21 protein-coding genes are annotated in these 25438 nt (G+C 45.7%); 16 read left to right on the plus strand and 5 right to left on the minus strand.

All coding sequences use genetic code 11. From position 1 onward, the window contains the following. Positions 1 to 23 precede the first annotated feature (23 nt). The 6 genes from AYW76_RS14345 to AYW76_RS14370 all read left to right on the plus strand — a co-directional run bounded on the left by AYW76_RS14345 (position 24) and on the right by AYW76_RS14370 (position 6709). Positions 24 to 1331, plus strand: coding sequence for an ABC transporter substrate-binding protein (locus AYW76_RS14345; protein WP_156489086.1), 1308 nt, complete (start codon positions 24 to 26; stop codon positions 1329 to 1331). 103 nt (positions 1332 to 1434) lie between these two features. Continuing rightward, positions 1435 to 2295: a carbohydrate ABC transporter permease gene (locus AYW76_RS14350; protein ID WP_067221556.1), complete on the plus strand. Its 861-nt coding sequence runs from the start codon at positions 1435 to 1437 to the stop codon at positions 2293 to 2295. 10 nt (positions 2296 to 2305) lie between these two features. Continuing rightward, positions 2306 to 3136 carry a carbohydrate ABC transporter permease gene (locus AYW76_RS14355; RefSeq protein WP_067095132.1) on the plus strand — a complete coding sequence of 277 codons (831 nt, stop codon included), beginning with the start codon at positions 2306 to 2308 and terminating at the stop codon, positions 3134 to 3136. Positions 3137 to 3154: 18 nt separating this feature from the next. Further along, complete coding sequence (locus tag AYW76_RS14360; RefSeq protein WP_067221565.1) at positions 3155 to 4258, plus strand: ABC transporter ATP-binding protein; 1104 nt, start codon at positions 3155 to 3157, stop codon at positions 4256 to 4258. Further along, positions 4251 to 5684, plus strand: a complete 1434-nt coding sequence (locus AYW76_RS14365) for a mannitol dehydrogenase family protein (RefSeq protein WP_067221568.1) — start codon at positions 4251 to 4253, stop codon at positions 5682 to 5684. The genes AYW76_RS14360 and AYW76_RS14365 overlap by 8 nt, the downstream gene beginning before the upstream one ends. Positions 5685 to 5821: 137 nt before the next feature. Continuing rightward, positions 5822 to 6709: a helix-turn-helix domain-containing protein gene (locus AYW76_RS14370; protein ID WP_067032569.1), complete on the plus strand. Its 888-nt coding sequence runs from the start codon at positions 5822 to 5824 to the stop codon at positions 6707 to 6709. Between the two features lie 74 nt (positions 6710 to 6783). Here the strand turns inward: AYW76_RS14370 and xylB are convergent, their stop codons facing one another. Beyond that, the gene (xylB, locus tag AYW76_RS14375) at positions 6784 to 8271 is read right to left on the minus strand and encodes a xylulokinase (RefSeq protein ID WP_067221572.1); all 1488 of its coding nucleotides are present in this window, start codon (positions 8269 to 8271) and stop codon (positions 6784 to 6786) included. A gap of 258 nt (positions 8272 to 8529) precedes the next feature. Here xylB and ygfZ point away from each other — a divergent pair, with 258 nt between their 5' ends. Next, a complete protein-coding gene (gene ygfZ, locus AYW76_RS14380; RefSeq protein WP_067221576.1) occupies positions 8530 to 9441 on the plus strand; it encodes a CAF17-like 4Fe-4S cluster assembly/insertion protein YgfZ in 912 nt (303 codons plus the stop codon). 40 nt (positions 9442 to 9481) lie between these two features. Here ygfZ and ung read toward each other — a convergent pair whose 3' ends face one another. Both ung and AYW76_RS14390 read right to left on the minus strand, forming a co-directional pair. Then, on the minus strand, positions 9482 to 10165 hold the full coding sequence (gene ung, locus AYW76_RS14385; protein WP_067221578.1) for a uracil-DNA glycosylase: 684 nt from the start codon (positions 10163 to 10165) through the stop codon (positions 9482 to 9484). A 2-nt stretch (positions 10166 to 10167) separates the two neighbouring features. Then, on the minus strand, positions 10168 to 11052 hold the full coding sequence (locus AYW76_RS14390) for a phosphotransferase (protein ID WP_067221579.1): 885 nt from the start codon (positions 11050 to 11052) through the stop codon (positions 10168 to 10170). An 89-nt stretch (positions 11053 to 11141) separates the two neighbouring features. Here AYW76_RS14390 and hexR point away from each other — a divergent pair, with 89 nt between their 5' ends. Beyond that, on the plus strand, positions 11142 to 12002 hold the full coding sequence (gene hexR, locus AYW76_RS14395) for a transcriptional regulator HexR (RefSeq protein WP_067032579.1): 861 nt from the start codon (positions 11142 to 11144) through the stop codon (positions 12000 to 12002). A 316-nt stretch (positions 12003 to 12318) separates the two neighbouring features. Then, entirely contained in the window at positions 12319 to 13812 is a 1494-nt protein-coding gene (putP, locus tag AYW76_RS14400) for a sodium/proline symporter PutP (protein WP_067221580.1), read from the plus strand. Between the two features lie 172 nt (positions 13813 to 13984). Here the strand turns inward: putP and edd are convergent, their stop codons facing one another. Next, complete coding sequence (gene edd, locus AYW76_RS14405) at positions 13985 to 15799, minus strand: phosphogluconate dehydratase (protein ID WP_067221584.1); 1815 nt, start codon at positions 15797 to 15799, stop codon at positions 13985 to 13987. 360 nt (positions 15800 to 16159) lie between these two features. Between edd and gap the strand changes: the two genes are divergently transcribed. The 6 genes from gap to AYW76_RS14435 all read left to right on the plus strand — a co-directional run bounded on the left by gap (position 16160) and on the right by AYW76_RS14435 (position 21587). Next, a complete protein-coding gene (gap, locus tag AYW76_RS14410; RefSeq protein WP_067221588.1) occupies positions 16160 to 17173 on the plus strand; it encodes a type I glyceraldehyde-3-phosphate dehydrogenase in 1014 nt (337 codons plus the stop codon). Positions 17174 to 17257: 84 nt separating this feature from the next. Beyond that, positions 17258 to 18703, plus strand: coding sequence for a pyruvate kinase (gene pyk, locus AYW76_RS14415; protein WP_067221590.1), 1446 nt, complete (start codon positions 17258 to 17260; stop codon positions 18701 to 18703). Beyond that, positions 18703 to 19158, plus strand: coding sequence for a methylglyoxal synthase (locus AYW76_RS14420; RefSeq protein ID WP_067221593.1), 456 nt, complete (start codon positions 18703 to 18705; stop codon positions 19156 to 19158). The genes pyk and AYW76_RS14420 overlap by 1 nt, the downstream gene beginning before the upstream one ends. A gap of 201 nt (positions 19159 to 19359) precedes the next feature. Beyond that, positions 19360 to 19851, plus strand: coding sequence for a 5-(carboxyamino)imidazole ribonucleotide mutase (gene purE / locus AYW76_RS14425; protein WP_067032598.1), 492 nt, complete (start codon positions 19360 to 19362; stop codon positions 19849 to 19851). 3 nt (positions 19852 to 19854) lie between these two features. Continuing rightward, complete coding sequence (purK, locus tag AYW76_RS14430; RefSeq protein ID WP_067221595.1) at positions 19855 to 20925, plus strand: 5-(carboxyamino)imidazole ribonucleotide synthase; 1071 nt, start codon at positions 19855 to 19857, stop codon at positions 20923 to 20925. Between the two features lie 185 nt (positions 20926 to 21110). After that, complete coding sequence (locus AYW76_RS14435) at positions 21111 to 21587, plus strand: Lrp/AsnC family transcriptional regulator (RefSeq protein WP_067221598.1); 477 nt, start codon at positions 21111 to 21113, stop codon at positions 21585 to 21587. On the opposite strand, the gene AYW76_RS14440 is transcribed toward AYW76_RS14435, so the two are convergent. Then, positions 21584 to 22885, minus strand: a complete 1302-nt coding sequence (locus tag AYW76_RS14440; protein ID WP_067221601.1) for an MFS transporter — start codon at positions 22883 to 22885, stop codon at positions 21584 to 21586. The two genes, AYW76_RS14435 and AYW76_RS14440, sit on opposite strands and share 4 nt — an antisense overlap. Before the next feature lie 230 nt (positions 22886 to 23115). Here AYW76_RS14440 and AYW76_RS14445 point away from each other — a divergent pair, with 230 nt between their 5' ends. After that, complete coding sequence (locus tag AYW76_RS14445; RefSeq protein ID WP_067221604.1) at positions 23116 to 24819, plus strand: protein adenylyltransferase SelO; 1704 nt, start codon at positions 23116 to 23118, stop codon at positions 24817 to 24819. Positions 24820 to 25438: the final 619 nt, after the last annotated feature.

The raw sequence follows: 25438 nt of genomic DNA on the forward strand, positions 1-25438 counted from the left end.
AACTTACCCAAATGGGAGAACCTATGAAAAGTCTTACCAAAACAGCCATCGCCTGCGCTGTTACGCTCGCCACTTTTAATACGTTTGCTGAAACACAAATTACCGTTGCAACGGTAAATAACGGTCACATGATCGAGATGCAAAAGCTGACACCTGAATTCGAAAAACAATACCCTGATATCAAAGTAAAATGGGTCACACTCGAAGAAGGCGTGCTGCGCCAGAATGTGACGCAGGACATTGCCAATGGTAGTGGCCTGTATGACGTGATGACCATAGGTATGTACGAAGCACCTATTTGGGGAGAGCGTGGCTGGTTAGAGCCCATTGATACCAGCGGCTCTTATGATGTAAAGGATATCTTACCTTCTATCCGTGGCGGTCTTTCCTATGATGGCACTATGTTTGCCTCCCCTTTTTATGGGGAAAGCTCAATGGTCATGTATCGTAAAGACCTCGCTGAGAAAGCTGGCGTAACGATTAGCGACCGCGATAGCTGGGAGCATATTCGTGATGCCGCTGCGGCCATGAACGATCCTGATAATGGCGTGTACGGTATTTGTCTGCGTGGTAAAGCTGGCTGGGGGGACAATATGGCATTCCTTTCCGCGATGGCCAACTCCTTTGGTGCTCGCTGGTTTGACATGGATTGGAAGCCGCAGCTAACGTCGGACGAATGGAAAAGTGCAGTATCATTCTATGTCGATTTGCTTGATAACTATGGGCCACCGGGCGCCAGTGGTAACAGCTTCAACGAAAACTTAGCACTGTTCAATGAAGGTAAGTGTGGTATGTGGATTGATGCCACGATTGCCGCCTCTTTTGTTACCGATCCAAAACAATCAAAAGTTGCAGATCAAGTTGGTTTTGCTCAGTCGCCTTATGCCGTTACAGAGAAAGGTGCTAACTGGCTTTGGTCTTGGGCGCTAGGCATTCCAGCGGCGACTAAAAATGCCGATGCCGCACAAAAATTCGTACGCTGGGCCACCTCCAAAGAGTACATTCAGCTTGTCGGCGCAAAAAATGGCTGGGGCGCGGTACCAACAGGCACACGTCAATCAACCTATGATAATCCTAAGTTCCGTGACGCAGCCGTGTTTGCTGAAGCTGAACTTAAGGCCATCAATTCAGCCAATCCAAACGACAGCACGCTGGAACCTTCACCTTACGTCGGTGTTCAATTTGCGGCCATTCCTGAATTCCAAGCGATTGGTACAACAACAGGACAAATGATCTCCGGAGCCTTAGCTGGCAGCTTATCTGTCGATAAAGCACTGGAATCCGCTAATCGTTCTGCTGATCGTCAAATGCGTCAAGCCGGTTACTACTAAACTCGCAAAGTAGAGCCTCTACACCGAAAGGTTATTAACCTTTCGGTGTAGATCCTCCGTCGTGAGACGCGCTCATAAAGCTATAATAACGAGAGAAAATCCTATGAAGCGTTCCATTACTCGCTTACTAATGGCCCCCTCTGTGCTACTGCTCTTAGCATGGATGCTGGTGCCATTGTCCATGACCATTTATTTTTCCACCATCAATTACAACCTATTGTACCCAGGTCGTAATAACTTCGTTGGCTGGATGAACTTTGAGTTTTTTATTACCGACCCAGGTTTCTGGATTGCCATTTCCAATACGCTCATTCTGTTGATTTCAGTACTGCTGATTACCGTGGTGCTCGGAGTCGCCTTATCGGCACTGATTGATAAGCCGTTCTTTGGACGAAACGTTGTCCGCGTCTTATTGATTTCCCCCTTCTTCATCATGCCAACCGTCAATGCATTGATCTGGAAGAATATGATGATGAATCCGGTCTATGGAATCTTCGCTTGGATCTCTCAATCTTTAGGGTTAGAGCCCATCGATTGGCTGTCTGACTACCCTCTTATGTCGATCATTATTATGGTGAGTTGGCAGTGGCTACCGTTCGCCATTTTAGTATTTGTCACCGCGCTTCAATCTCAAGACACGGAACAAAAAGAAGCAGCACAAATGGATGGCGCTAATGGTTGGCATATCTTCCGCTATTTAACGGTACCTCATTTGGCTCGCCCTATTGCCGTAGTGGTCATGATCGAGACGATTTTCTTATTGGCCGTTTTCGCAGAGATCTATGTTTCTACCGGGGGTGGCCCAGGTTACGACAGCACCAACTTAGCTTACTTAATTTACAACCAAGCTTTATTGCAATACGACGTGGGCGTCGCCTCAGCAGGTGGTCTATTCGCCGTACTGTTGGCCAACATCGTTGCCTTTTTCTTAATCCGCGCTGTCGGCAAAAACCTAACAGTGTGAGGTAATTATTATGACTTTAACGCAACAACGTAAACTCAAAACCCTTCTGGTCGGATTAGCATCTTGGTGCGTTGCATTACTGCTGTTCTTTCCAATTTTCTGGATGTTTATCACATCCTTTAAAACGGAATTGCAGGCCATTTCCGTTCCACCACAGCTGTTTTTTGAACCAACGCTTGAAAACTTTACCGTGGTACAAGAGCGCAGTGACTACCTAAAACACGCATGGAACTCAGTCGTCACCTCATTTGGCGCGACGATTCTAGCGCTGATCATCGCTATTCCCGCGGCATACTCCATGGCATTTTTCCCGGGCAAACGTACCAAAGACATCTTACTGTGGATGTTATCCACCAAGATGCTTCCTGCGGTTGGGGTTCTGGTGCCGATTTACATTTTGTCTCGTGATTACGGTCTGTTGGATTCAAAGCTAGGACTCGTGATCATCTTTACTCTAATGAACCTGCCAATCATTGTTTGGATGCTGTTCTCCTACTTCAAAGATTTGCCTAAAGAAATCCTAGAAGCGGCCCGTATGGACGGCGCGACACCATGGGATGAAATGATCAAAGTCGTGTTACCCCTGTCCGTTGGTGGCATTGCCTCAACGGGCTTATTGTCCATCGTTTTATGCTGGAATGAAGCCTTCTGGTCACTCAATTTAACGGCGTCAGAAGCCGCACCATTAACGGCGATGATTGCCTCTTACTCAAGCCCTGAAGGCTTGTTCTGGGCAAAACTGTCTGCTGCCTCAACGCTTGCCTGTGCCCCAATCGTCATTTTTGGCTGGTTCTGCCAAAAGCAACTGGTACAAGGCCTTACATTTGGCGCTGTGAAATAGTCTATAGGAATAACAATAATGGCTTACTTAAACATTACCGATCTGCAGAAACACTACGATAATTACCACGCGTTACGTGGTATCAACTTGGCAATTGAGGAAGGCGAATTTATAGTCTTTGTGGGGCCATCTGGGTGTGGTAAATCCACTCTACTTCGCACCATTGCCGGCTTAGAATCCAGCACTGGTGGCAACATCGAGTTGGACGGTCGCGATATTACCGAACTGGCTTCTTCAAAACGTGATTTGGCCATGGTGTTTCAGTCCTATGCGCTGTACCCCCATATGTCTGTGGCTGATAATCTGAGCTTTGCCTTAAGGTTAGCAAAAGAAGAGCAAAGTGTAATTGATGAGAAGGTCAAATCAGTCTCCGCTTCTTTACAATTGGACAAACTGTTAGAGCGTAAACCTAAAGAGCTCTCTGGTGGTCAGCGCCAACGTGTGGCGATCGGCCGCGCCATTGTTCGTCAACCGAAAGTCTTCCTATTTGACGAGCCGCTTTCAAACCTAGACGCTGCCCTTCGTGTACAAATGCGCTTAGAGCTTGCGCGCCTGCATAAGAAGCTCGGCACCACGATGATTTATGTAACCCACGATCAAATAGAAGCCATGACCTTGGCCGATCGTGTGGTGATTTTAAACGCTGGCCAAATTGAGCAAGTGGGCACTCCCTTAGAGCTGTACCGCTCACCAAACAGCCGCTTTGTGGCAGAGTTCATTGGTACGCCAAAAATGAACTTGATTGCGTTAGATAATGTGGTTCGAGAAAACGATACCTTACATCTACAACTGCTCAATGCCAGCATCGACTTTCCTGTTGCTCGAACTCGCGGGCCGCTACCTGATAGCGTTGTAATGGGCGTGCGCCCAGAACATATGCACATCGTCGAATCTGGTGGTGACATTATCGGCAAGGTAGAACTGATTGAACATCTTGGTTCAGAAGCCTATACCCATGTCCGCCTCGCAAATGATCAAACCATCATCGTTAAAGCACCAGCTCGCACAACCATTAAAGATGGCGAGGAAATTCACATCTCACTAGAACGTGAAGAAGTGATTTTATTTAACCAGAATGACCGCGTCTTTTCTGTGATCGCAGAGGAGGCATGCCATGACTAACCGCCTAACATTCGGTCAAAATTCCAATCAAATACAGTGCCAAGACTATGTTCGAAGCGATGTCACGTCAGGGGTGATGCATTTAGGCGTCGGGGCATTTCATCGCTCCCATCAAGCGGTCTATTTTGACCGTTTATTAGCCCTGCCTGAAGGCAAGCAATGGGGCATTACTGGGGTTAATCTTCGCCCCCAAGACAGCGCTCAATTTGCTCGTTTTATCGAACAAGATGGCGAATATATTCTTAAAACCATGGCTGCAGACGGTGCCACTGTTTACCAACACATTCGCTCACTGGTGAAACAAATCGATGGTGCGAAAACCCCCGCTCAAGTAGACCAGCAGATGGCCGATAGCGCGACTCAACTTGTCACATCGACTGTCACAGAAGGCGGCTATTACCTTGATGAAACACGCCAGTTGATGCTGGATCACCCCGCAATTAAAGGCGATTTAGCGGGTCAACGTCATACGCTGTATGCTTTTTTATACGCAGGATTAAAACTTCGGAGTCAAACAAGCCAAGCAAAAATCACCTTGCTCTGCTGCGATAATTTACGTCATAACGGAGACGTATTAAAAGCCGGATTAATGCAGTTTCTTAATGCAAAAGGCGACCAAGCACTTGCTCAATGGGTCAACGAAAATGTCGCATTTCCATGCTCCATGGTCGATCGCATCACACCAAAACCCAGTCCCGAGCATGTGCAAGACGTCCAACAACGTTTTGCTACCGACGATCAACTGACGGTTATGGGCGAAGACTTTATCCAATGGGTCGTAGAAGATAATTTTGCGGGGGCAAAGCCTCCACTTGAACAAGTCGGGGTACAATTTGTCGATCAAGTGGACCCTTACGAAGAAGCTAAAATTCGCATTCTGAATGCAGGCCATACCAATGTTGTTTATCAAGCCGCTTTAAAAGGCATGACATACTTTGACGAAGCCATGCGCGATGAGACTTTACGCCAGTACTTTCGTGACTTTGTTCATCAAGATGCCATCCCTGCTATTGGCAACTCTATTGTCAATCTAGAGGCGTATGCGGACATCATCGAGCGTCGTTTTAGCAATGCCAACATTGGCGATACCGTTGAGCGTATTTGTACCGATGGTTATGCCAAATTCCCAATTTTCGTTTATCCATCACTCACGGGCTGTTATCAGTTAGGCCAAACGCCCAGTAAGACGATTGAAGGTATTGCGGCTTGGTTCGTTTACTTTCAAAAAGCACGCACAGGTTCTATTTCGACACCTTATCATGAGCCAAACTTAGAATCTTTGCAGCCATACAGCGATGATGAAGAAGGCATTCAGGCGTTTGCTAATGACCGCTTTTTATGGGGCGACATACCACGTCAGCACCCGCAGTTCATAGCGCAACTGAGCCAAGCGATTCGATCAATGCAACAGCAATACTCCATGTAACACCCAGACCCAATAGCGACCATTAGATCGCTAAATAACGAGACACTTACCTGCTAAACTAAAGTGTCTACACAACTGGCCCCAATGACTGTCACGGCATTGGGGCTATCGTGTCGTTTGAATAAATAGGTAATACTATGTCGGCCATAACAACAAAAAGAGTCACCCCCGAATACGAGCTCGTCGATGATGATATTGAGACGATCCGCTACCTAGAACACGGCTACCCAAGCGAGCTAATTCGCTGGCATGCGCACACTGATTATGAGTTGCACTTTATAGTCGCCTCCCAAGGCAAAGTGTTCGTCGGCGATTACATTGGTAATTACAAACCTGGGCAGTTGATTCTAACTGGCCCTCGTCTTCCACATAATTGGATCTGCCAAGACGGAGACACCAGTGTGCCTTTACGTGACATGGTGATTCGTTTTGATCATGAATCGTTTGAATACGGTGCTAAAATTTTTCCTGAACTTGCGGAGATCATGCCAATGTTACAGCGCGCGAAATCTGGCATTGAGTTCTTCGATATAGATTACCACTATTTAAAAGAAACCTTCTCCAAGGTACGCGATGCATCGGGGCTTCAACGAGTGATCCTAGCCTTGCCGCTACTGCATCAGTTATCACAAAGCCGCAGTTACCGTTTATTATCAACAGTACAAATCGACTTGAAATCCAGCGAGACGTTACAGCGTAAGATTAATACTGTTGTCGATTATGTTTCCAAAAACTATGCCAATGACATTACGTTGGCAGATGTTGCAAGCTTAATAGGCATGTCGGACAGCCACTTCTCACGCTTCTTTAAAAAAGCCACAGGTAACCGTTTTACAGAGTTTGTAAACCGCATGCGCATCAGCCGAGCCTGTAATTTACTGACCGAAACAGATCAACAAATTGCCAACATTTGCTTTCAGGTAGGGTTCAACAATGTGGCCAATTTCAACCGCCGTTTTCACGAACTAAAAGGGGTTACCCCGAGAGATTTTAGAACCCAATACTATCAGCGTATTGAAGGTTAAGCCTTTCTCTGACACTTTCGTCACAAGGCGTATGTTGGCCGTCAACTTGATGACGGCTTTTCTTATTCAAAATTTCAACACAACAGTGACATCTGAGTATTCAATGATTCGGTACTGCGATAGAGCTGCTGGTAAATCACATGCTTGGCTTGATAATAGAACTGCATATCTTGCTCAGGTGAATGGGTTGCCAGTACTTCAGGCATACGACAGTGTTGCTTGATCAATGCCTCTATATCTTGACCGTCCTGTTCTTTTTTACCCAAGAGCGCTAAACGCGCAGCGCCGAGCCCAGGACCGACATCGCCACCATCACGGTATGTTAGGGTTTTACCCAATATACTAGCAATGATACTGCGCCATAATTCACTGCGAGCGCCACCGCCAATCAACGACAATTCATTCACTGAGCTGCCCGCACTTTCCAAAGCGTTTTGACAATCAAGCAAGGAAAAGGCAATCCCTTCAAGTATCGCCAAGGTCATCTCCTCTCGGCGAGTACTGCTACGAAGACCAAAAAACTGTCCACAAGCAAGGGGGTCGTTAATTGGCGTTCGTTCACCATTTAAGTAAGGTAAGAAAACAACAGAGGTTTTACGAATCGATGCGAGTTCAAGTTCATCTAACAGATCCGCAACGGACATCGATACTGTCTTAGCAAACCAAGATAGCGAATTCGCTGCACTTAACGTTACGCCCATTTGGTGCCAACGATTTGGCAAAGCATGACAAAAGGCATGCACTGTGTTTTCAGGGTTGGCATTGTGTGACTCGGATACGACAAAATAGACCCCTGAAGTGCCTAACGAAACAAAACCTTGGCCCGGTTCAGTTATCCCCATTCCGACAGCACCTGCGGCATTATCACCTGCCCCCGCGACGACAGGAACGTCATTAAAACCTAGGGCACTTGCCACACTGGGCGACAGCTGTCCGATGATTTGAGCACCTTCATGAACACTCGGCATATTAGCAAGAGAAAGCCCTGTCAGCTTCAGCAAGTGCTCATCCCATTGACGTGTTTGTGGGTTTAACCATAACGTTCCTGCGGCATCAGAACAGTCACTCGAAAACACCCCCGTTAATCGGTAAGCGAGATAATCTTTCGGCAACAGCACTTTATCTATCTGCGCGTAGATCTCCGGTTCATTCTCTTTCACCCATAGGATTTTAGGTAATGTGAAGCCAGGCATGGCAAGATTACCAGAGCGCAACATAAGCTCTGGGTGCGTTGCCATCAGCGTCTTACACTGCTTTTGGCTGCGGCCATCATTCCATAAAATACATGGTCGCAATACTGCACCGCTCACATCAATCAAAGTTGCGCCATGCATTTGGCCTGACAGACCGATCGCCTGAATCTGTTTTAAATCGACAACGTCTGACAAAGCAAAGCACACATCCATAAGCGCTTGCCACCATGTATCAGGAGCCTGTTCTGACCATGTTGCGCGTGGTGAACTCACAGTCAAAGGTTGGTTCGCCTGCGCCACGACGTGCCCTTGCTCATTTATAACCACCCCTTTCAATCCGGATGTACCTAAATCCAACCCTAAGAACATGATGATTACCTATCCAATATATGTGCTTTTTATTATGCGGCGTCTTAAAAACGCCCTATCTCATTAGTGTTAAAAGAAGTAAGGCGGGAGTCAATCAATTCACAGAAATCCGCTTTTTACGTATCAGTACAAGGCAAAAAGCGTCAATTATCATGCGCTTCTAACACTGTATGCAGATTTGCGCTTTTGACTCATTGAAATTAAGCAGGGTATGCCCCACATTATGAGTAATATTAAATTTACTTATTTGAGGTCATTATGCAGCTCCAGCAGCTTCTTAGTGAAATACTTCCAGCTACCAGTTACAGCCACCGTTCTGACCTGGGTGTCATTTCCGTCATGGGTCCAGATAGCGCGAAGTTACTACAAGGCCAAACCACCGCTGACATGAAACTGGTGTCGGAGCAGAGCAGCACATTTGGTGCTGTCTGTACCCCTAAAGGTCGTATTATTGCAAACTTTTTTATCGTGCAAACGGCATCTGAGACCTACCAGCTGGTATTAAAACTGGATGTTCTGGATACCCTTCTAGCGCATCTGAAAAAGTACGCAGTCTTTTTTAAGACCGAGTTAAACAATGTCAGTGAACAGTTCCATGTCAGTTCTATGTTTGCTTTGACAGATAACACTACGCCACAAGAGCAATACGAACTCGCTATTTTGACAACTCATCAAGATGGCTGCAGTCAGTTAATTTTGAATAACACCTATTACCAAGAAACGTTGACGGTTGCTCCTGTTACGGAAGAGTTACCGGATGCAGAAGACCCAGCAGCTCATCAGGTAATGGGGCTCTTAGCGGCACGTCCTCTCATTGGCGAAAGTTTACGTGAAGAGATTTTGCCGCAATGGATCAACATGCATCGCAACGGTGGCATCAGCTTTACCAAAGGCTGTTATACCGGACAAGAAATTGTGGCGCGCATGAAATACCGTGGAAAATCTAAGAAGCATTTAGCTTTAGCCGTAAGTGATAACTCACTTACCATCGGTTCAAGTGTCGCTAATGAAGAAGACAAAACGATAGGTGAAATATTTGATGTGGCTCAAATTGGTACCGTAACCGTCGCCCAGTTAATTTTGAACGTCGATCAAAGTGATATAAAAAGTGTGGTATCTGAAGGCAAAGAGATGCAATTGATCCCACTGCCTTACGTACTAGGCAATTAATAGAAAGGCGTGCTGAACGGCGCGCCTTTTTAGCTTTGCCCTACTCAACGGGTTGCAGGTGAGCGCTCCAATCTATCGGCGTCTTACCGATACCAAGCAAATAATCATTTGCTTTAGAAAAATGACCGCACCCCAAAAAACCACGATATGCAGACAATGGTGACGGATGCACACTTTCTAGTACTAGGTGTTTATCACGATTAATGTGACGACCCTTCTTTTGCGCATAAGCCCCCCACAACATAAACACAACCCCTTGGTGGTGCTCGTTAATCAGTTGAATGATCTGGTCAGTAAAGGTTTCCCACCCTTTTTTCTGATGCGAACCTGCCTTTGATGCCTCAACGGTTAACACACTGTTCAGCAGTAACACCCCTTGTCGTGCCCAATTGATTAAATAACCGTGATCTGCGATAGGGATGCTAAGATCGGTTTCCAATTCTTTATAGATATTGACCAATGAGGGTGGTGTTTTCACACCTGGCTTAACCGAGAATGAAAGTCCGTGCGCTTGGTTCGGTCCGTGGTAAGGGTCCTGCCCTAAAATCACCACTTTGACATCTGCAAATCGAGTTTCATTGAGCGCATTAAAGCAATCACTTGAATGAGGGAAGATCACCTTTTTGGCCTCTTTTTCTTTTACCAAAAAGTCACGCAATGACTGCATGTATTCTTTATCAAATTCTTCTGCTAGATAAGCTTGCCAATCGGCTGCAAGGTTCATAGTCACTCTGCTGTAAAGTAAGGGTTAAACACGGGGTCTGCTAGCAACGCATGATACCACTGCAAACAGTCTAAATCTTGAGTGCCACTGACGAGGTACTTTAACAGCAACCAGATTAATTCTCTTAACACGTAGGCCTGACGATATTGAGTGATAATTGCAGAGTGCTGCGCGTCTAGCTTCGCTTCAAATATAATCAGATAAGCTTGTTTGATTTGCGCATCATTCAAATGATGCGCATGTACTAACACCGCAAAATCAAATAGCGGATCGTTCATGCCGGCACACTCCCAGTCGATTAAACGCACCTCGCCATCTTTAACGAGCATATTTTTAGGGTTCAGATCATTGTGGCAAACACTGAGCCGTTTTGGTCGTACTGGCATAGTTAAGGTTTGAAAGAACACGGAGGTTTGCTGATATAAATCTTTAATTTCATGATGATTAGGATGATGCTCGATGTGATCCAACCAAGATGCCATAAGAGCGTATACGTCATACTCATGAGATACGGCGGTAATACAATGTAATGCACGCATTGCTTGGCAGATAGGCACTAACGTCAACGTCGTATGTTTGACTCCCCAAGAGTAGGTTGTACCGTCTAAAAATTCACTGGCGACAACGTTACGTTCATTTTTCCAAAGTACTCGAGCCGTCAAACCATATTCTGCAGCCTTTTGCCATATTTCAAGTTCTGCACTACGATTCACACAGAACGCAGCATCATTCAAAGCGGAAATTCTGACAACAATGCCTAGGTGATATGGCCAACGGACATGGTAGGTTTGATTGGAGAAGCCTTCATCTAGCTCAGAAACCTCCAGGTCCCCCTGTTCCGGCAAGATAGAGTTCATTTGCTTCAAATACTTAGAAAGTGGACACATTTTCAATCACTTATTGCCAGAGGAACAAACCGCTGTCAGAATGTCGTTGATAACCATTCGAGTCAATACAATACTGTTGAAGCACATAAATGAATAAGCACGAAGACATTATTCGCAGAATCCAAGAAAAACTGAGTACGTTGAGTAAATCTGAACGTAAGGTTGCTGAAGCCATTTTAGCCGACCCTAAAACGACTATTCACTCCAGCATTGCGAAACTTGCCGCACGTGCCGAAGTAAGTGAGCCAACGGTTAACCGTTTTTGTCGTAGTCTAATCGGTAGTGGCTTTCCTGATTTCAAAGTAGCGCTCGCGCAAAGTTTGGCGAAAGGAACACCTTATGTAAACTTAAACGTTGAGCCTGATGATGCCGCTGGCGCCATCACTAATAAAATCTTTGAAGCAGCAAAGAACAATTTAACACGTGCTCAAGAGCTCCTACCCGAAGCACTGATCAGCCGTGTCGTTGATGTACTGGCTCAAGCACGACGCATTGAATTCTATGGTTTAGGTGCCTCAGGCCCTGTTGCCAAAGATGCTCACCATAAGTTTTTCCGTTTAAACATGCCGGTCGTAGCGTACACAGATATTCTTGTGCAACGTATGGCAGCAGCGGGCACTCATCCGGGTGATGCAGTGGTTGTGATTTCACTTTCTGGCCGAACATTGCCGTTGATTGAAACCGCTCGAGTGGCTCGTGAAGCGGGCGCGACTGTTGTTGGAATTACCAACCCTGGATCGCCTCTAACGGAGCATTGCTCGATCGTGTTACCGATCGAAGAAACAGAAGATACGGATATCTATACGCCAATGAGCTCACGAATTGTTTACTTAACACTGATCGATGCGTTGGCGACTGGCGTCTTGCTAAAACGCGGTCCAGAGTTTAATGAGCACCTGCGCAAACTTAAGTTAAGCGTTCAGGACACTCGCCTTCCAAAACAAGAATGATCCGATACTTATGCTCTAAGCCGAACGAGGCTTAGAGCATTTTCTCCTGTTGAGTCGCGCACTCAAGCCATTTTTATTGTTGCACCGTAGAATCTCGATAATTTGCCGGATTTTTTTGAAAGAATCCAATCCTATTGATACATAGAATCATCGGTCAAGTTTCATAAAGTTTACCAACTGCAATCATGCAGTGGCGCTTTGCCGACTCTCGTTACAATAAAGATTATTAATATACGAGGCAGTCTAGCGGATTATGTTCGTATACCGCTCGGCAAACAGTGTGCCTCGTTAACTATGATAATAAGAGGACTAAAAAATGATCGACAATAGCTTAGCAATAAGCTTCACCTTCCTAGCGTATCTAGTGGTCATGCTAGGCATTGGCTTATATGCCTACAAACGCACATCTAGCTCGGAAGACTATTTCCTTGGCGGTCGTTCATTAGGTCCTTGGCCTACTGCACTCTCTGCAGGCGCTTCTGATATGAGTGGCTGGTTACTGCTAGGTTTACCTGGCTACGCTTTTGCTGCGGGCATGGAGTCTCTTTGGCTTGCCGGTGGCTTATTAGCTGGTACCTATTTAAACTGGTTAATCTGTGCAAAGCGCCTACGTACTTATAGTGTTGAGTCAAATACACTGACACTTCCGGAGTACTTCTCTAGCCGCTTCCAAGATAAATCTAAACTGATTCAGACGATTTCAGCCTTTTTTATCTTATTATTTTTCCTTTTCTACACCAGCTCTGGCCTCGTTGCAGGCGGTAAACTGTTCGAAACTGTATTTGGCCTAGATTACCGCTGGGCGGTCATAATCGGGACTGTTTGTGTCGTTTCGTACACGCTATTCGGTGGTTTCCTAGCGGTCTCTTGGACCGATTTAGTTCAAGGTCTTTTGATGTGTGCCGCACTGGCCATCGTTCCATTTGCAATCATGGAGGGTGAATGGTCAACACTAACGACAACACTTGCTGATAAAAACCCTGAATTACTGACGCTATGGAATGACGTTAATGGCGAGCCTTTAAGCATGATTGGTATCATCTCATTGGTCGCTTGGGGTCTAGGTTATTTTGGCCAACCTCATATTTTGGCTCGTTTTAAAGCGGCACGTTCAAACAAAGACATCGCAACAGCGCGTCGTATCGCAGTAGGTTGGACTACTATCGCTATGACCGGTGCTTTATTGATTGGTTTAGTTGGGATTGTATACGTCGATAATCATATGGGCGGAGCGCTGGAGGACGGCGAAAAAATCTTTATGATTTTGGTTAATGCCGTATTCAGTCCTGTTATCGCAGGTATTCTTTTAGCTGCTATTTTGGCCGCTATCATGAGTACAGCCGATTCTCAGTTGCTTGTGTCTTCATCCGCACTAGCCGAAGATTTCTATAAGACTTGGATCAACCCAAAAGCCACGCAAAAACAGATTGTCAATGTGGGTCGCCTAGGGGTTGTTGCTCTGTCAATTATTGCCTTGATTCTAGCCTTTAATCCTGAAAGTTCTGTATTAGGTCTTGTATCTTATGCATGGGCAGGTTTTGGCGCGGCATTTGGTCCAGCGGTTATTCTTAGCTTATTCTGGCGCAATATGAACCGTAACGGTGCCTTAGCAGGTATCTTAGTCGGTGGTATTACGATCGTTGTTTGGAAGCAAATCTCTGGTGGCATTTTCGATGTTTACGAGATCGTACCAGGCTTCATTCTTTCTACTCTGGCAATTGTTGTAGTCAGCTTAATGAGCGGAGCTCCAGAGAAAAAAGTATTGGATACTTTTGATTCTTACGAAAAGAATTTAGAAACTCTAGACTAAGCGTTTAATAAAGTTACTAGCAAAAAAGCCGAGCATGTATTATGTGCTCGGCTTTTTTATGCCTATCACCTACGATGATGGCTGTTCCCTTGAAGTAATTTAAGTCAAAAAAAAGGCCTCCGAAGAGGCCTAAACACCATTACTAACAAACGTTAGTAGTCAGAGAAATCTATTAATCATGAAACAGGCTACATGCCCCCTGTTCGGCACCGTTCACTAACATACGGTAGCTGGCAAACAGTTCACGCCCCATACCTTGATGAGAAGCGGTTAAATCGCATTGTGCCTGCTCACGCTGGCCAAGCTCATCATCGCTAATTAAAACCGTTAATGTGCCTTCTATCGCATCTAAACGAACCAAATCACCCGTTTGAATCTTACCAATGACACCGCCAGCCAACGCCTCAGGTGTTAAGTGTATCGCCGCCGGCACTTTGCCCGATGCTCCCGACATACGACCATCGGTCACCAGCGCCACTTTATAACCCTGATCTTGAAGGTTGCCTAAGTACGGTGTGAGCTTATGCAGTTCAGGCATACCTAGGGCTTTCGGGCCTTGGAATCGAACAACCGCAACACAATCTCGTTTTAATTCACCGCTGCGGATCGCTTCCACTAAATCATTCTGATCATGAAACACGGCTGCGGGCGCCTCAATAATGCGGTTTTCTTCTTTCACGGCTGAAACTTTAATCACTGCACGCCCAAGGTTGCCCTTCAAAAGCGATAACCCACCTTCTTGACTAAATGGGTTTTCAATAGGACGAACCACATCTTCATCTAGGCTAGCTTCAATTCCGTCACGCCACACCACATTATCGCCATCCATAAACGGCTCTTTAGTGTAGTGTGTTAAACCGCGCCCCATGATGGTATTCACGTCTTCATGCAGCAAACCGCCTTTTAACAGTTGCTTGGTTAAAAACGCCATACCGCCTGCCGCCTGGAAATGATTAATATCTGCTTGGCCGTTTGGATAAATACGTGTTAGCAGTGGTACAACTTTTGATAGCTCTGAAAAGTCTTGCCAATTAATGAGAATACCTGCGGCATGAGCGAACGCAACAATATGCATCGTGTGGTTGGTTGAACCACCTGTAGCGAGCAATCCAACAATGGCATTTACAATGGAACGCTCATCAATGACTTTATAAATAGGTCGGTACTCATTGCCCAACGCCGTGGTCTTCGTTGCTAGTTGAGCAACATGTCGCGTTAACGCCTCACGCATCGGGTCTTCTGGGTTCACAAAGGAAGAGCCTGGTAACTGCAGTCCCATCATTTCAACCAATAACTGATTAGAGTTCGCGGTCCCATAGAAAGTACAAGTACCCGCACTATGGTAAGACGCCGACTCCGCTTCTAAAAGTTCATCACGAGTCGCTTCCCCTTTTGCGAAGCGCTGACGAACCGCCGCTTTCTGAGCATTGGTGATACCTGACGGCATTGGACCTGCAGGCACAAAGAAACAGGGAAGGTGACCAAAGCGAAGTGCAGCAATAAGCAATCCTGGAACAATTTTGTCACAAATACCTAAGAACAACGCGGCATCAAACATATTATGGGATAAGGCAATCGCAGCACCTTGTGCGATATTGTCGCGACTAAAAAGCGATAATTCCATTCCCTCAAGACCCTGCGTCACACCATCACACATAGCTGGTACACCACCTGCAAACTGTGTAATAGAGCCCATCTCTGCAACAGCCTTACGAATAATGTCTGGATAGTTTTCATAAGGTTTGTGGGCTGACAACATGTCATTATAGGAAGAAACAATGCCGATATTAGCTTCGTCCATCAATTTCAATTTCTGCTTGTCTTGAGGCTGACAGGCTGCAAATCCATGCGCTAAGTTACCACATGATAATGCTCCGCGATGTGGACCCTTTAACTCAGCCTGCTTCATATCCGCTAAATATTGAGCACGTAGATCTTTACTGCGCTCAATAATGGCTTGGGTTACTTGTTCCACAATAGGATTCATTATCTCTTCTCCGTCTATATTTTATGAAAAACACATAAAACCAATTTATGTAATTTTACTACATTTTAATAAAATAAATACAACAAACAAGCTAAAACGGGTTAAAAACACCCATTACTGTAATTTTTTTACCAAAAACACTGCCAATGATTGTTTTTTTCGTTAGAATGGAGCTATAAAACAAGCTATATGACGGAACATTACAAAGACGTGACTGTTTATTGAACAATAACGCCATTATCATCGTTTGCAGCCACTAAGAGTTTTTATTTTTGTAGTGTTTTTACAATAAGATTGAAAGAAATCTGTTCTACACTTATCCCTTAGGACAGAATGTATGTTTAACATTAGGAGTGAGATATGACGATTAAGGTAGCTATCAACGGTTATGGACGTATCGGACGCAACGTACTTCGTGCCCTGTACGAGTCTGGCAAGCGCGACCAAATCCAAGTCGTAGCCATCAACGATCTTGGTGATTCCAAAATCAATGCTCACTTAACTAAATATGACACAGTTCACGGACGTTTCAATGCGAAAGTGGACTTCGATGCGGAAGCGCTATACATCAATGAAGATAAAATCCTAACTTTCTCTGAACGCGATCCGTCAAAATTACCTTGGGCAGACCTAGGTGTTGACGTGGTTTACGAGTGTACTGGGTTCTTCACAACAAAAGAAACCGCAGGCGCGCATATTTCAGCAGGTGCTAAAAAGGTCATTATTTCAGCGCCAGGCAAAGAAGTCGATGCAACCGTTGTATACGGCGTTAACCAAGAAGTTCTAACTTCTGATATGACGGTTATTTCCAATGCTTCTTGTACAACTAATTGCCTAGCACCGATAGCTAAACCATTAAATGAAAAGCTAGGCATTGAAAGTGGTTTAATGACGACGATTCATGCTTACACTAACGATCAGCGTTTATCCGATGTTTACCATGAAGATCTATACCGTGCTCGCGCAGCGGCTATGAATATGATTCCTACTAAAACTGGCGCAGCTGCGGCGGTTGGTTTAGTTGTACCTGCGCTTGCAGGAAAATTTGACGGCATGGCCGTTCGTGTTCCGACAATTAACGTTTCATTGGTCGACCTAACGTTCCTTGCTCCTCGCGAAACGACCGCTGAAGAAGTAAATAAAATTATTGAAGACGCTATTGCTGCAGACCCTATCTTGGCAGAAGTCTTGTGCGTCAATTATGAGCCTCTGGTTTCATCAGACTTCAATCACAGCACATATACCTCCAACTTTGATGCGACTCAAACACGCGTTCAAGGAAAACTGGTTAAAGTCATGGCGTGGTATGACAACGAATGGGGCTTTTCAAACCGAATGTTAGACAATACCATTGCATTTATGAACGCTAAATAATGCATATTCACAAAGGCTGCTGACGCAGCCTTTTTCGTCTCTGATATACTGTTACCACGCTTTAACTCTCTATTTGGATTAAAAATGACTCGCAGAACCAAAATCGTTGCAACGTTAGGCCCATCTTCAAGCTCACCAGAAATGATCGAAAAGCTGATTTTGGCTGGGGCAAACGTCTTTCGTTTAAATTTTTCTCACGGACAAGCAGAAGATCATATTGATCGCGCAAAAGTCGTGCGTGAAATGGCAGCTAAAAACAAGCGTCATGTAGCGATTCTAGGCGACCTTCAAGGTCCTAAAATCCGTATCGCTCGCTTTAAAGAGACTAAAGTCACCTTGCAAGAAGGCGCGACTTTCATTCTTGATGTTGGCTTTGATAAGAATGCTGGAGACGAAACACGTGTTGGTATTGACTACCCACAATTAGCGGCGGACTCTTCTCCAGGCAACGTACTATTGTTAGACGATGGTCGTGTTGTGCTGGAAGTCACTGCAGTCAACGGCAATGAAGTCGTTACTAAAGTTGTTGTCGGCGGAGCCTTGTCAAATAATAAGGGTATCAACCGTCAAGGTGGTGGTCTCTCTGCTGCCGCTCTTACGGAAAAAGACAAAGAAGACATTAAAACAGCTGCCGCACTTAAAGCCGATTACCTTGCTGTGTCTTTCCCTCGAAGCGCTGCGGATATCGAAGAAGCCCGTGCATTAGCCATTGCCGCAGGCCTAGAGACTGGCATTGTCGCCAAAGTTGAACGCGCTGAAGCGGTTGCAGACAATGACACGCTAGACGCGATCATTCGTGCATCTGATGCCGTAATGGTTGCCCGTGGTGACCTGGGTGTTGAAATCGGTGATGCTGAGTTGATCGGCGTTCAAAAGCATATGATCAAACGCTGCCGTCAATTAAACCGTCCTGTTATTACCGCAACACAAATGATGGAAACGATGATTACTCAGGCAATGCCAACGCGTGCCGAAGTATTCGACGTGGCGAACGCGGTATTAGACGGCACGGATGCGGTCATGCTGTCTGCTGAAACGGCAGCCGGTGCCTACCCAGAGGAAGTTGTGAAGAAGATGGACAGTGTCTGTATAGGCGCTGAAAAACAACCTTCTGTAATGCGCTCTAAGCACCGTTTAGACATCACCTTCACATCGGTTTCTGAAACAATTGCGATGTCTGCAATGTATGCAGCCAATCACCTTGAAGGGGTGAAAGCGATTATCAGCTTAACGGCTTCTGGCACAACCCCATTGTTACTGTCTCGTATTTCTTCAGGGCTACCCATTTTTGCGTTGTCGCCCAACCAAGAGACCCTGAACAAATGTGCGCTATACCGTGGCGTGACACCGGTTGCTTTCTCTTCTCAAGAGTACAACGTAGACACCATCATTTCAGGCCTAGTGAATAAAGTAAAATCGCTCGGCTTGGTAAAAGATGGAGACCTAGTGATTTTGACTAAAGGCGATCACTTGGTATCACATGGTACCAGTAATATGATTAAAGCCGTAAAAGTAGGCGAAGTCGTTTAATGGATAAAAAAACCATCACCACTGCAGCGCGTAAACGCGTTGCTTTGGTGGCTCATGACAATATGAAGCCCGAACTAACCTTTTGGGCTCAACAGCATAAAGACAAACTCATTAACCATGAGCTAATGGCAACGGGCACAACAGGTAATTTGCTACAAAAACACCTTGGTGTACCTGTAACCGCATTAATTAGCGGCCCTCTTGGTGGAGATCAGCAGTTGGGCGGTCTTATCGCAGAAGGTAAAATTGATGTTTTAATTTTCTTTTGGGACCCTTTTGAACCGATGCCTCATGACCCTGATATCAAAGCGCTTCTGCGCGTCGCAGCTGTGTGGAATATCCCAATCGCCTGCAGCGTTTCATCTGCCAACTTCCTCATAAGCTCGCCACTTTTTGATGAGCCTTTTGAAAAGCAAATCCCAGATTATGAAAGCTACCTAAAGGCGAGAGTTTAACTCGCCTTTTTTGATTTTGTTCAGTCCCTTCTAACACATTAAAAAAGTCGTTTCTAAGCATACCCTAACTCGCGGTTTCGACGAAAATCGGCTATATTATCGCCCCTCTTTACAGGAGTTGAGCACTGCTCCTCCGAAAACTTGAATTTAACCTCCGACACTCCCCTCATAAACGTTGGAGCACAGCGCAGGAGAACGACTTTGCAAGCTAAAATAGCCCTTATTATGGGATCTAAAAGTGACTGGGCCACCATGGAAGCCGCCGCAGAAATCATGGACAAATTAGGCGTTGCTTACCATGTCGAAGTGGTATCTGCTCACCGCACACCGGTGAAGCTTGCTGAGTTCGCTGAGAGTGCTGTAGAGCGCGGCTTCAAAGTGATTATCGGTGGTGCTGGCGGCGCTGCTCACCTACCTGGTATGGTTGCAGCGCATACGCGTTTACCAGTTCTAGGTGTACCAGTACAAAGCAAAGCGTTAAACGGTATGGACAGCCTACTGTCTATTGCTCAGATGCCAAAAGGTGTGGCTGTAGGAACACTTGCTATCGGCACTGCAGGCGCATTTAACGCGGGCCTACTTGCCTGTCAGATCTTAGCGAACGAAGACGCAGAGCTTGCACAGCGTATTGATTCATTCCGTGATGAGCAAACTGATACGGTTCTAGCTAATCCCGATCCACGTGAGGCTTAAAACATGTCATCTATTTGGGTATTAGGCGCTGGTCAACTCGGTGCCATGTTGAAACAAGCAGCAAATCCACTTGGTTTAGATGTTCGTCCTGTTGATATTGAGACAGATGAAACACTCCCCCTCAAAGCCGATGATATTGTCACGGCTGAACGTGAAGATTGGCCTGAAACTGCTGCAACAAAACAACTTTCGGCACATCCGAACTTTGTTAACTTGGAAACATTTCCACAACTTGCTGATCGCTTAACGCAAAAACAGTGGATTGATAAACTCGAGCTTGCAACGGCACCTTGGTTTCCTGTTGAAGACGATTCAACTGCAGAAAAAGCCTATCAAACCTTGGGCGACCGTGTGCTAATGAAACGCCGTCGCGGTGGCTACGATGGTAAAGGTCAATATTGGCTAAAGCAGAGCGAAGGCACAGAGATCCCTGATGATTGGAAAGGTCTAGCGATTGCAGAGCAAGCGATCAACTTTGATGAAGAAGTATCTGTTGTCGGAGTGCGTGGTAAGAATGGTGAGAAGTACTTTTACCCATTAACACTAAACTTGCACATCAACGGTATTCTTTACGCTTCTATCTCTCCTCTGCAGCGACTTGAACACTTACAAGGCCAAGCTGAAAGCATGCTGGGTAAGCTAATGGATGCCTTAGATTATGTCGGCGTCATGGCCATGGAATGTTTCCGTTGTGGTGAGGAGCTGCTAATCAACGAACTAGCACCACGCGTTCACAACAGTGGACACTGGACTCAAGCTGGTGCAAGTGTGAACCAGTTTGAAAACCATATTCGTGCCGTTGCAGGACTACCACTTGCACCTGCAGAAGTGAAAAACCAGAGTATGATGGTTAACTTAATCGGCGTTGACGTTGATTACGATTGGCTAGCAATCAAGGGCTTAGAACTTTACTGGTATCGTAAAGACGTTCGTCCAGGCCGTAAAGTGGGCCATTTAAATGCGTGTTCAGGTGATTTAGAACAACTTCAATCGATTATAAAATCATTGAGTAACATGCCAGCGCCTTACGATGAAGCGCTTGGTTGGTTATCGAAGAATTTACCCTCCGCTTAATTGCTAAAAAGGCTGCCTTGGGCAGCCTTTTTTACATCTCAACACGATTCTATTCTTATTCGCTCAAAAAAAAGCAAACAATGTGCTTGTTTATTCATAAGAATTACTTAGGATAAGACTGTTAACTCAGCAACTTAACATATTAATCAAACAATAAGCTGAGTAGCATTCCCAAGGAACCTTGAATGAATCACTTAGAATTAGATGCATACGATTGGAAGCTACTTAAAGCGCTTCAATCTAATGCACGCTTATCTAATGTTGCTTTATCTGAGCAAGTTAACCTTTCTCCCTCACAGTGTTCTAGACGCTTACAGCGACTAGAACAAAGCAACCTTATTGAATCTTACAATACACAGTTAAACAGCACCGAACTTGGCTATCAGGTAACTGCGTTTGTCTTCGTCACATTAGATAAAGGTAACAGCCTTGCTCGCAAACATTTCCAAGAACGTATATCAACAATAGACACTGTTTTGGAGTGTTACTCAGTCACAGGTGCTTGTGATTATTGGTTAAGGGTCATTGCTCAAGACCTGAGTTCTTTATCTGACTTTTTAAGTGACACACTCTCAAATATGGAAGGCGTCCGCGATGTTAGCTCCACACTCGTATTGAGTAAGATTAAACAAAGTGCATCTGTGCCTTTACCCGATCACTAAGACTTAGATACATCGGGTAAACGTATGGCCATGACCACGCCAATCAGTGTAATCATGGCATACACCAAAACGAGTAGCTCAAGTGAAAATACATCACCCAAAATACCGATTAAGCTAAATATCAGTAACATCACACCAATCGCGGTATTACCAACCGCGACATAGCTTGTACGTTTATTGCCCTCAGCCATATCCACCAAATACGTTTTACGCCCCACACGTATGCCCTGATGAAATACCGTTAATAGAAAATAAAATAGCGGTAAAAGCCATACCGAGCTTAATGCCGAGGGTGCTAATTGAGCAATGACAAATAGAAACACCCCTGTCATCGCTCCTAACGTCGAGGCTGTAATTAATACCTTACGACTAGAAACGTCGGAAAACCGTCCCCAGAAAGGGCCTGATAAAAGGCCAGCAAGACCACTTAAACCCATAAACATTGCCAGAACCCAAACAGAGTTACCAATACGATCCTCTGCCAGTATAACGTAATAAGGGGCACTCAAGGCTGTACCGAGAAAGCACGCTCGTGTGATAACAAAATGACGAAATGATTTATCAGTTTTTAGTAACGCTAGCTGTTTTAGCGAATCAAAAAAACTAAAATCAGATTCTTCTGTGTCACTTTTGGTCTCTTCTACTTTGGAGAATATAAGCGCGGATAGAAGCCATAAAACAGCGCCTAAAACGAGCCCCCACACAAAGTATGCGGATGTATGCCAATCATACAGATAGCTCACAGCCATCATCACAGCAATACCAATCGTAACCAATCCAGCAGCACTGGCGGATAACCCTGTTACTTGACCGCGCTCAGACTTTGGAATGGTTTTACCTAAAATATCTTTCGTTGCAACAGAGTTTAACCCCCTCGCTAAACTGAATAAGGTCAGCAGTAGCAAAATACAAACTCCCGCCGCCAAACCATCTAATGAGTCGGCCACCAAGGCCATAAGCAATAATGACAATGCCTGTACGCCACTTCCAGATACCCAGACCCATTTACGAATTGCTAACCGCCTCATAGCACTTGCTATAAACAGCTGCGGTAACAAAGAGCCTGACTCACGAATCGGGACCAACCAAGCAACTAAAAAGGTAGGCGCTCCAACGCTTTGCATCAACCATGGCAGCGTTACCTTTGGGTTTACGATGGCATCACCGGTATTCGTCAGAAACTGAGCAGAAATTAATTTTAAAAAGTTCTTAGCGACCGAACGCTTTTCTTCACTGTCTTTTTCACTGGTCTTCACCATCCACTTATATAACTTCATTACCCACGACTGACCACTCATTCATTAAGCCCTTATTCTCATCAACAGTATTATTGCGTAATATTTTATCGAAACAGTTTAAAGAATTGCGCAGCTAATCATAAAGTAATGAGGTTCAATACGATAAAATACACCAAAGAGTAACGCTCTTAGCTCTACAAAAGCGTGATAAAACGACAACATGTTTATTTTCATAAGCTCAAGAGATAAGCCGAATCCACCCTACGATTATTTATGAGAGAAGATCCTGTATGACAAACGACACCACCAGCGATCTCAACCCTAAGATCTGCACCCTTGAAGAGTTTGCCAAGTTAGCCGACTACTCTTTAAGGGATTCACTAAATGCCGATCCAGAAGCCCATAAAAATGGCAATGATCATCGACCAAGACAAGTCTACTCGGGTCATTATGTACCGGTAACGCCGACTCTTTTACCAAATGCTGAATACATTGCTCACAGCACCGCTTTCTTTGAAGAACTCGGATTAGACGATAAATTGGCAAAAACACCAGGCTTTCAAAGTGTTTTTTCTGGGGATCTGTCTAAAGCACCAACCCCGATGTCTAAACTTGGCTGGGCAACCGGTTACGCCCTCTCCATTTACGGTACTGAATATACGCAGCAATGCCCTTTTCGCACAGGCAATGGCTATGGCGATGGACGCGCTATGTCGATATTTGAAGGCATATTCAAGGGTAAACGCTGGGAAATGCAACTAAAAGGTGGCGGACGAACGCCCTATTGTCGCGGCGCCGATGGCCGTGCTGTGCTGCGTTCAAGCGTACGCGAATTTTTAGCACAAGAAGCGATGCACGCCCTTGGGATTCCTAGTTCTCGCTCCCTTAGCTTGTTCGTATCAAAATCCGAGTGCGTAGACCGACCTTGGTACTACGAAGGCTCTCAGTCCAATGACCCAGAAGTAATGGTCTCCAATCCAGTGGCGATTTCAACCCGAGTCGCGCCGTCATTCATACGTGTCGGTCAGCTAGAACTGTTTGCCCGTCGCGCTCGTAACAACGCCCATGTCGATGCGCTCAAAGAGCTTGAAATGATAGTGCTGCATTTAATCGACAGAGAGTACCAAGAAGAAATCGATCCTGCTCTAGGCTTCTCTGACAAGCTGCTCAAGCTAGCTCAATTGTTCCGTGAAAGGCTAAGCTCCTTAGTGGCTAACTGGATTCGTGTCGGCTACTGCCAAGGCAACTTAAATGGCGACAACTGCCCAGCAGGAGGTTACACCCTAGATTACGGCCCATTTGGGTTCTGTGAAATATTCGACCCGGCTTTCCAGCCTTGGACAGGCGGCGGTCGCCACTTTTCCTTCTTGAATCAGCCATTAGCTGCGCAGCAGAACTTCAGTATGTTCTGCAAATCACTAGAGCCATTACTGCAAAGTGAACCAACCGTCCACAAGGCGCTGCTGCAAATCCGTGACGAATTCAGCCATGTCATGCAACAAAAAATCGAGGCGATGTGGGCCAGCAAACTAGGGCTTAAAGACTATGACTCAGCACTGGTGTTAGATTTACTAAAATTGATGGTCAGCACCCGCGCCGACTTCAATATGTTCTTCCGTGAACTGTCCCACGTACCCAAAGAAATCTCCGCCCTGACCAGTAGCTTTTATCAAAAGCCCACGCCAGAACAATTAGAGCAATGGCAACAGTGGCTCGACCAATGGCGTACAGCCATCAATGCTAATGAGCAACACGTCAGCGTTAGCCAAGCGATGAAACAAGTGAACCCAAAATACACTTGGCGCGAGTGGCTTATCGTTCCTGCTTATCAACAAGCAGAACAAGGCAACTACGCGTTAATCAAAGAACTACAAGAAGTACTGAATAACCCCTACCAAGAGCAGTCTCAAGAAATGGAAGATAAATACTACCGTTTGCGCCCAGAAGAGTTTTATCGCATGGGCGGCGTCAGTCATTACAGCTGCTCTTCCTGAGTTCGAGTCACTAGACCTCGAAGGATTACTTTGCAAGATTTAAGCACCCCTTTTGATGTCACGCGCTGACGCGTCGAAGCATGAGACAGGCGCAAGCGGGGCATAAAAGGGATGCGCAATCTAGCTGCGTTGAGGTGTTGAGGTGCGGAAAACCGCAGACACAAAAAAGCCCTGACAGCGTGGCTATCAGGGCTTCCTTTGTAGGATGCTTGACGATATCTATACCCTTGCGGTACGACCTATATCTATCCCCTTGTGGGACTCACACATGGGATCTCCCACACGACCATCGGCGCTGGTGAGCGCCTGCGGCGTGTTGAGAGCCCTTCTGAGTTCGGGGTGGGATCAGGTGGTGCGATGTCTCTGTTTTTCTGAACACCTTCTCTGACTGATGCCAGAAGGCGCACGCTTTTGATGTCACGCGCTAACGCGTCGAAGCATGAGACAGGCGCAAGCGGGGCACAAAAGAGGATGCGCAATCTAGCTGCGTTGAGGTGTTGAGGTGCGGAAAACCGCAGACACAAAAAAGCCCTGACAGCATCGCTATCAGGGCTTCCTTTGTATGATGCTTGACGACGACCTACTCTCACATGGGATCTCCCACACTACCATCGGCGAT

The sequence above is a fragment of the Marinomonas gallaica genome (assembly GCF_001639745.1).
GTDB classification, from domain to species: Bacteria; Pseudomonadota; Gammaproteobacteria; order Pseudomonadales; family Marinomonadaceae; genus Marinomonas; species Marinomonas gallaica.

What these genes read in the sequence shown, in the direction of transcription:
- AYW76_RS14345 (WP_156489086.1), top strand. Translation starts at nt 24, where the DNA reads ATGAAAAGTCTTACCAAAACAGCCATCGCCTGCGCTGTTACGCTCGCC.
- AYW76_RS14350 (WP_067221556.1), top strand. Translation starts at nt 1,435, where the DNA reads ATGAAGCGTTCCATTACTCGCTTACTAATGGCCCCCTCTGTGCTACTG.
- AYW76_RS14355 (WP_067095132.1), top strand. Translation starts at nt 2,306, where the DNA reads ATGACTTTAACGCAACAACGTAAACTCAAAACCCTTCTGGTCGGATTA.
- AYW76_RS14360 (WP_067221565.1), top strand. Translation starts at nt 3,155, where the DNA reads ATGGCTTACTTAAACATTACCGATCTGCAGAAACACTACGATAATTAC.
- AYW76_RS14365 (WP_067221568.1), top strand. Translation starts at nt 4,251, where the DNA reads ATGACTAACCGCCTAACATTCGGTCAAAATTCCAATCAAATACAGTGC.
- AYW76_RS14370 (WP_067032569.1), top strand. Translation starts at nt 5,822, where the DNA reads ATGTCGGCCATAACAACAAAAAGAGTCACCCCCGAATACGAGCTCGTC.
- xylB (WP_067221572.1), bottom strand. Translation starts at nt 8,271, where the DNA reads ATGTTCTTAGGGTTGGATTTAGGTACATCCGGATTGAAAGGGGTGGTT.
- ygfZ (WP_067221576.1), top strand. Translation starts at nt 8,530, where the DNA reads ATGCAGCTCCAGCAGCTTCTTAGTGAAATACTTCCAGCTACCAGTTAC.
- ung (WP_067221578.1), bottom strand. Translation starts at nt 10,165, where the DNA reads ATGAACCTTGCAGCCGATTGGCAAGCTTATCTAGCAGAAGAATTTGAT.
- AYW76_RS14390 (WP_067221579.1), bottom strand. Translation starts at nt 11,052, where the DNA reads ATGTGTCCACTTTCTAAGTATTTGAAGCAAATGAACTCTATCTTGCCG.
- hexR (WP_067032579.1), top strand. Translation starts at nt 11,142, where the DNA reads ATGAATAAGCACGAAGACATTATTCGCAGAATCCAAGAAAAACTGAGT.
- putP (WP_067221580.1), top strand. Translation starts at nt 12,319, where the DNA reads ATGATCGACAATAGCTTAGCAATAAGCTTCACCTTCCTAGCGTATCTA.
- edd (WP_067221584.1), bottom strand. Translation starts at nt 15,799, where the DNA reads ATGAATCCTATTGTGGAACAAGTAACCCAAGCCATTATTGAGCGCAGT.
- gap (WP_067221588.1), top strand. Translation starts at nt 16,160, where the DNA reads ATGACGATTAAGGTAGCTATCAACGGTTATGGACGTATCGGACGCAAC.
- pyk (WP_067221590.1), top strand. Translation starts at nt 17,258, where the DNA reads ATGACTCGCAGAACCAAAATCGTTGCAACGTTAGGCCCATCTTCAAGC.
- AYW76_RS14420 (WP_067221593.1), top strand. Translation starts at nt 18,703, where the DNA reads ATGGATAAAAAAACCATCACCACTGCAGCGCGTAAACGCGTTGCTTTG.
- purK (WP_067221595.1), top strand. Translation starts at nt 19,855, where the DNA reads ATGTCATCTATTTGGGTATTAGGCGCTGGTCAACTCGGTGCCATGTTG.
- AYW76_RS14435 (WP_067221598.1), top strand. Translation starts at nt 21,111, where the DNA reads ATGAATCACTTAGAATTAGATGCATACGATTGGAAGCTACTTAAAGCG.
- AYW76_RS14440 (WP_067221601.1), bottom strand. Translation starts at nt 22,885, where the DNA reads ATGAGTGGTCAGTCGTGGGTAATGAAGTTATATAAGTGGATGGTGAAG.
- AYW76_RS14445 (WP_067221604.1), top strand. Translation starts at nt 23,116, where the DNA reads ATGACAAACGACACCACCAGCGATCTCAACCCTAAGATCTGCACCCTT.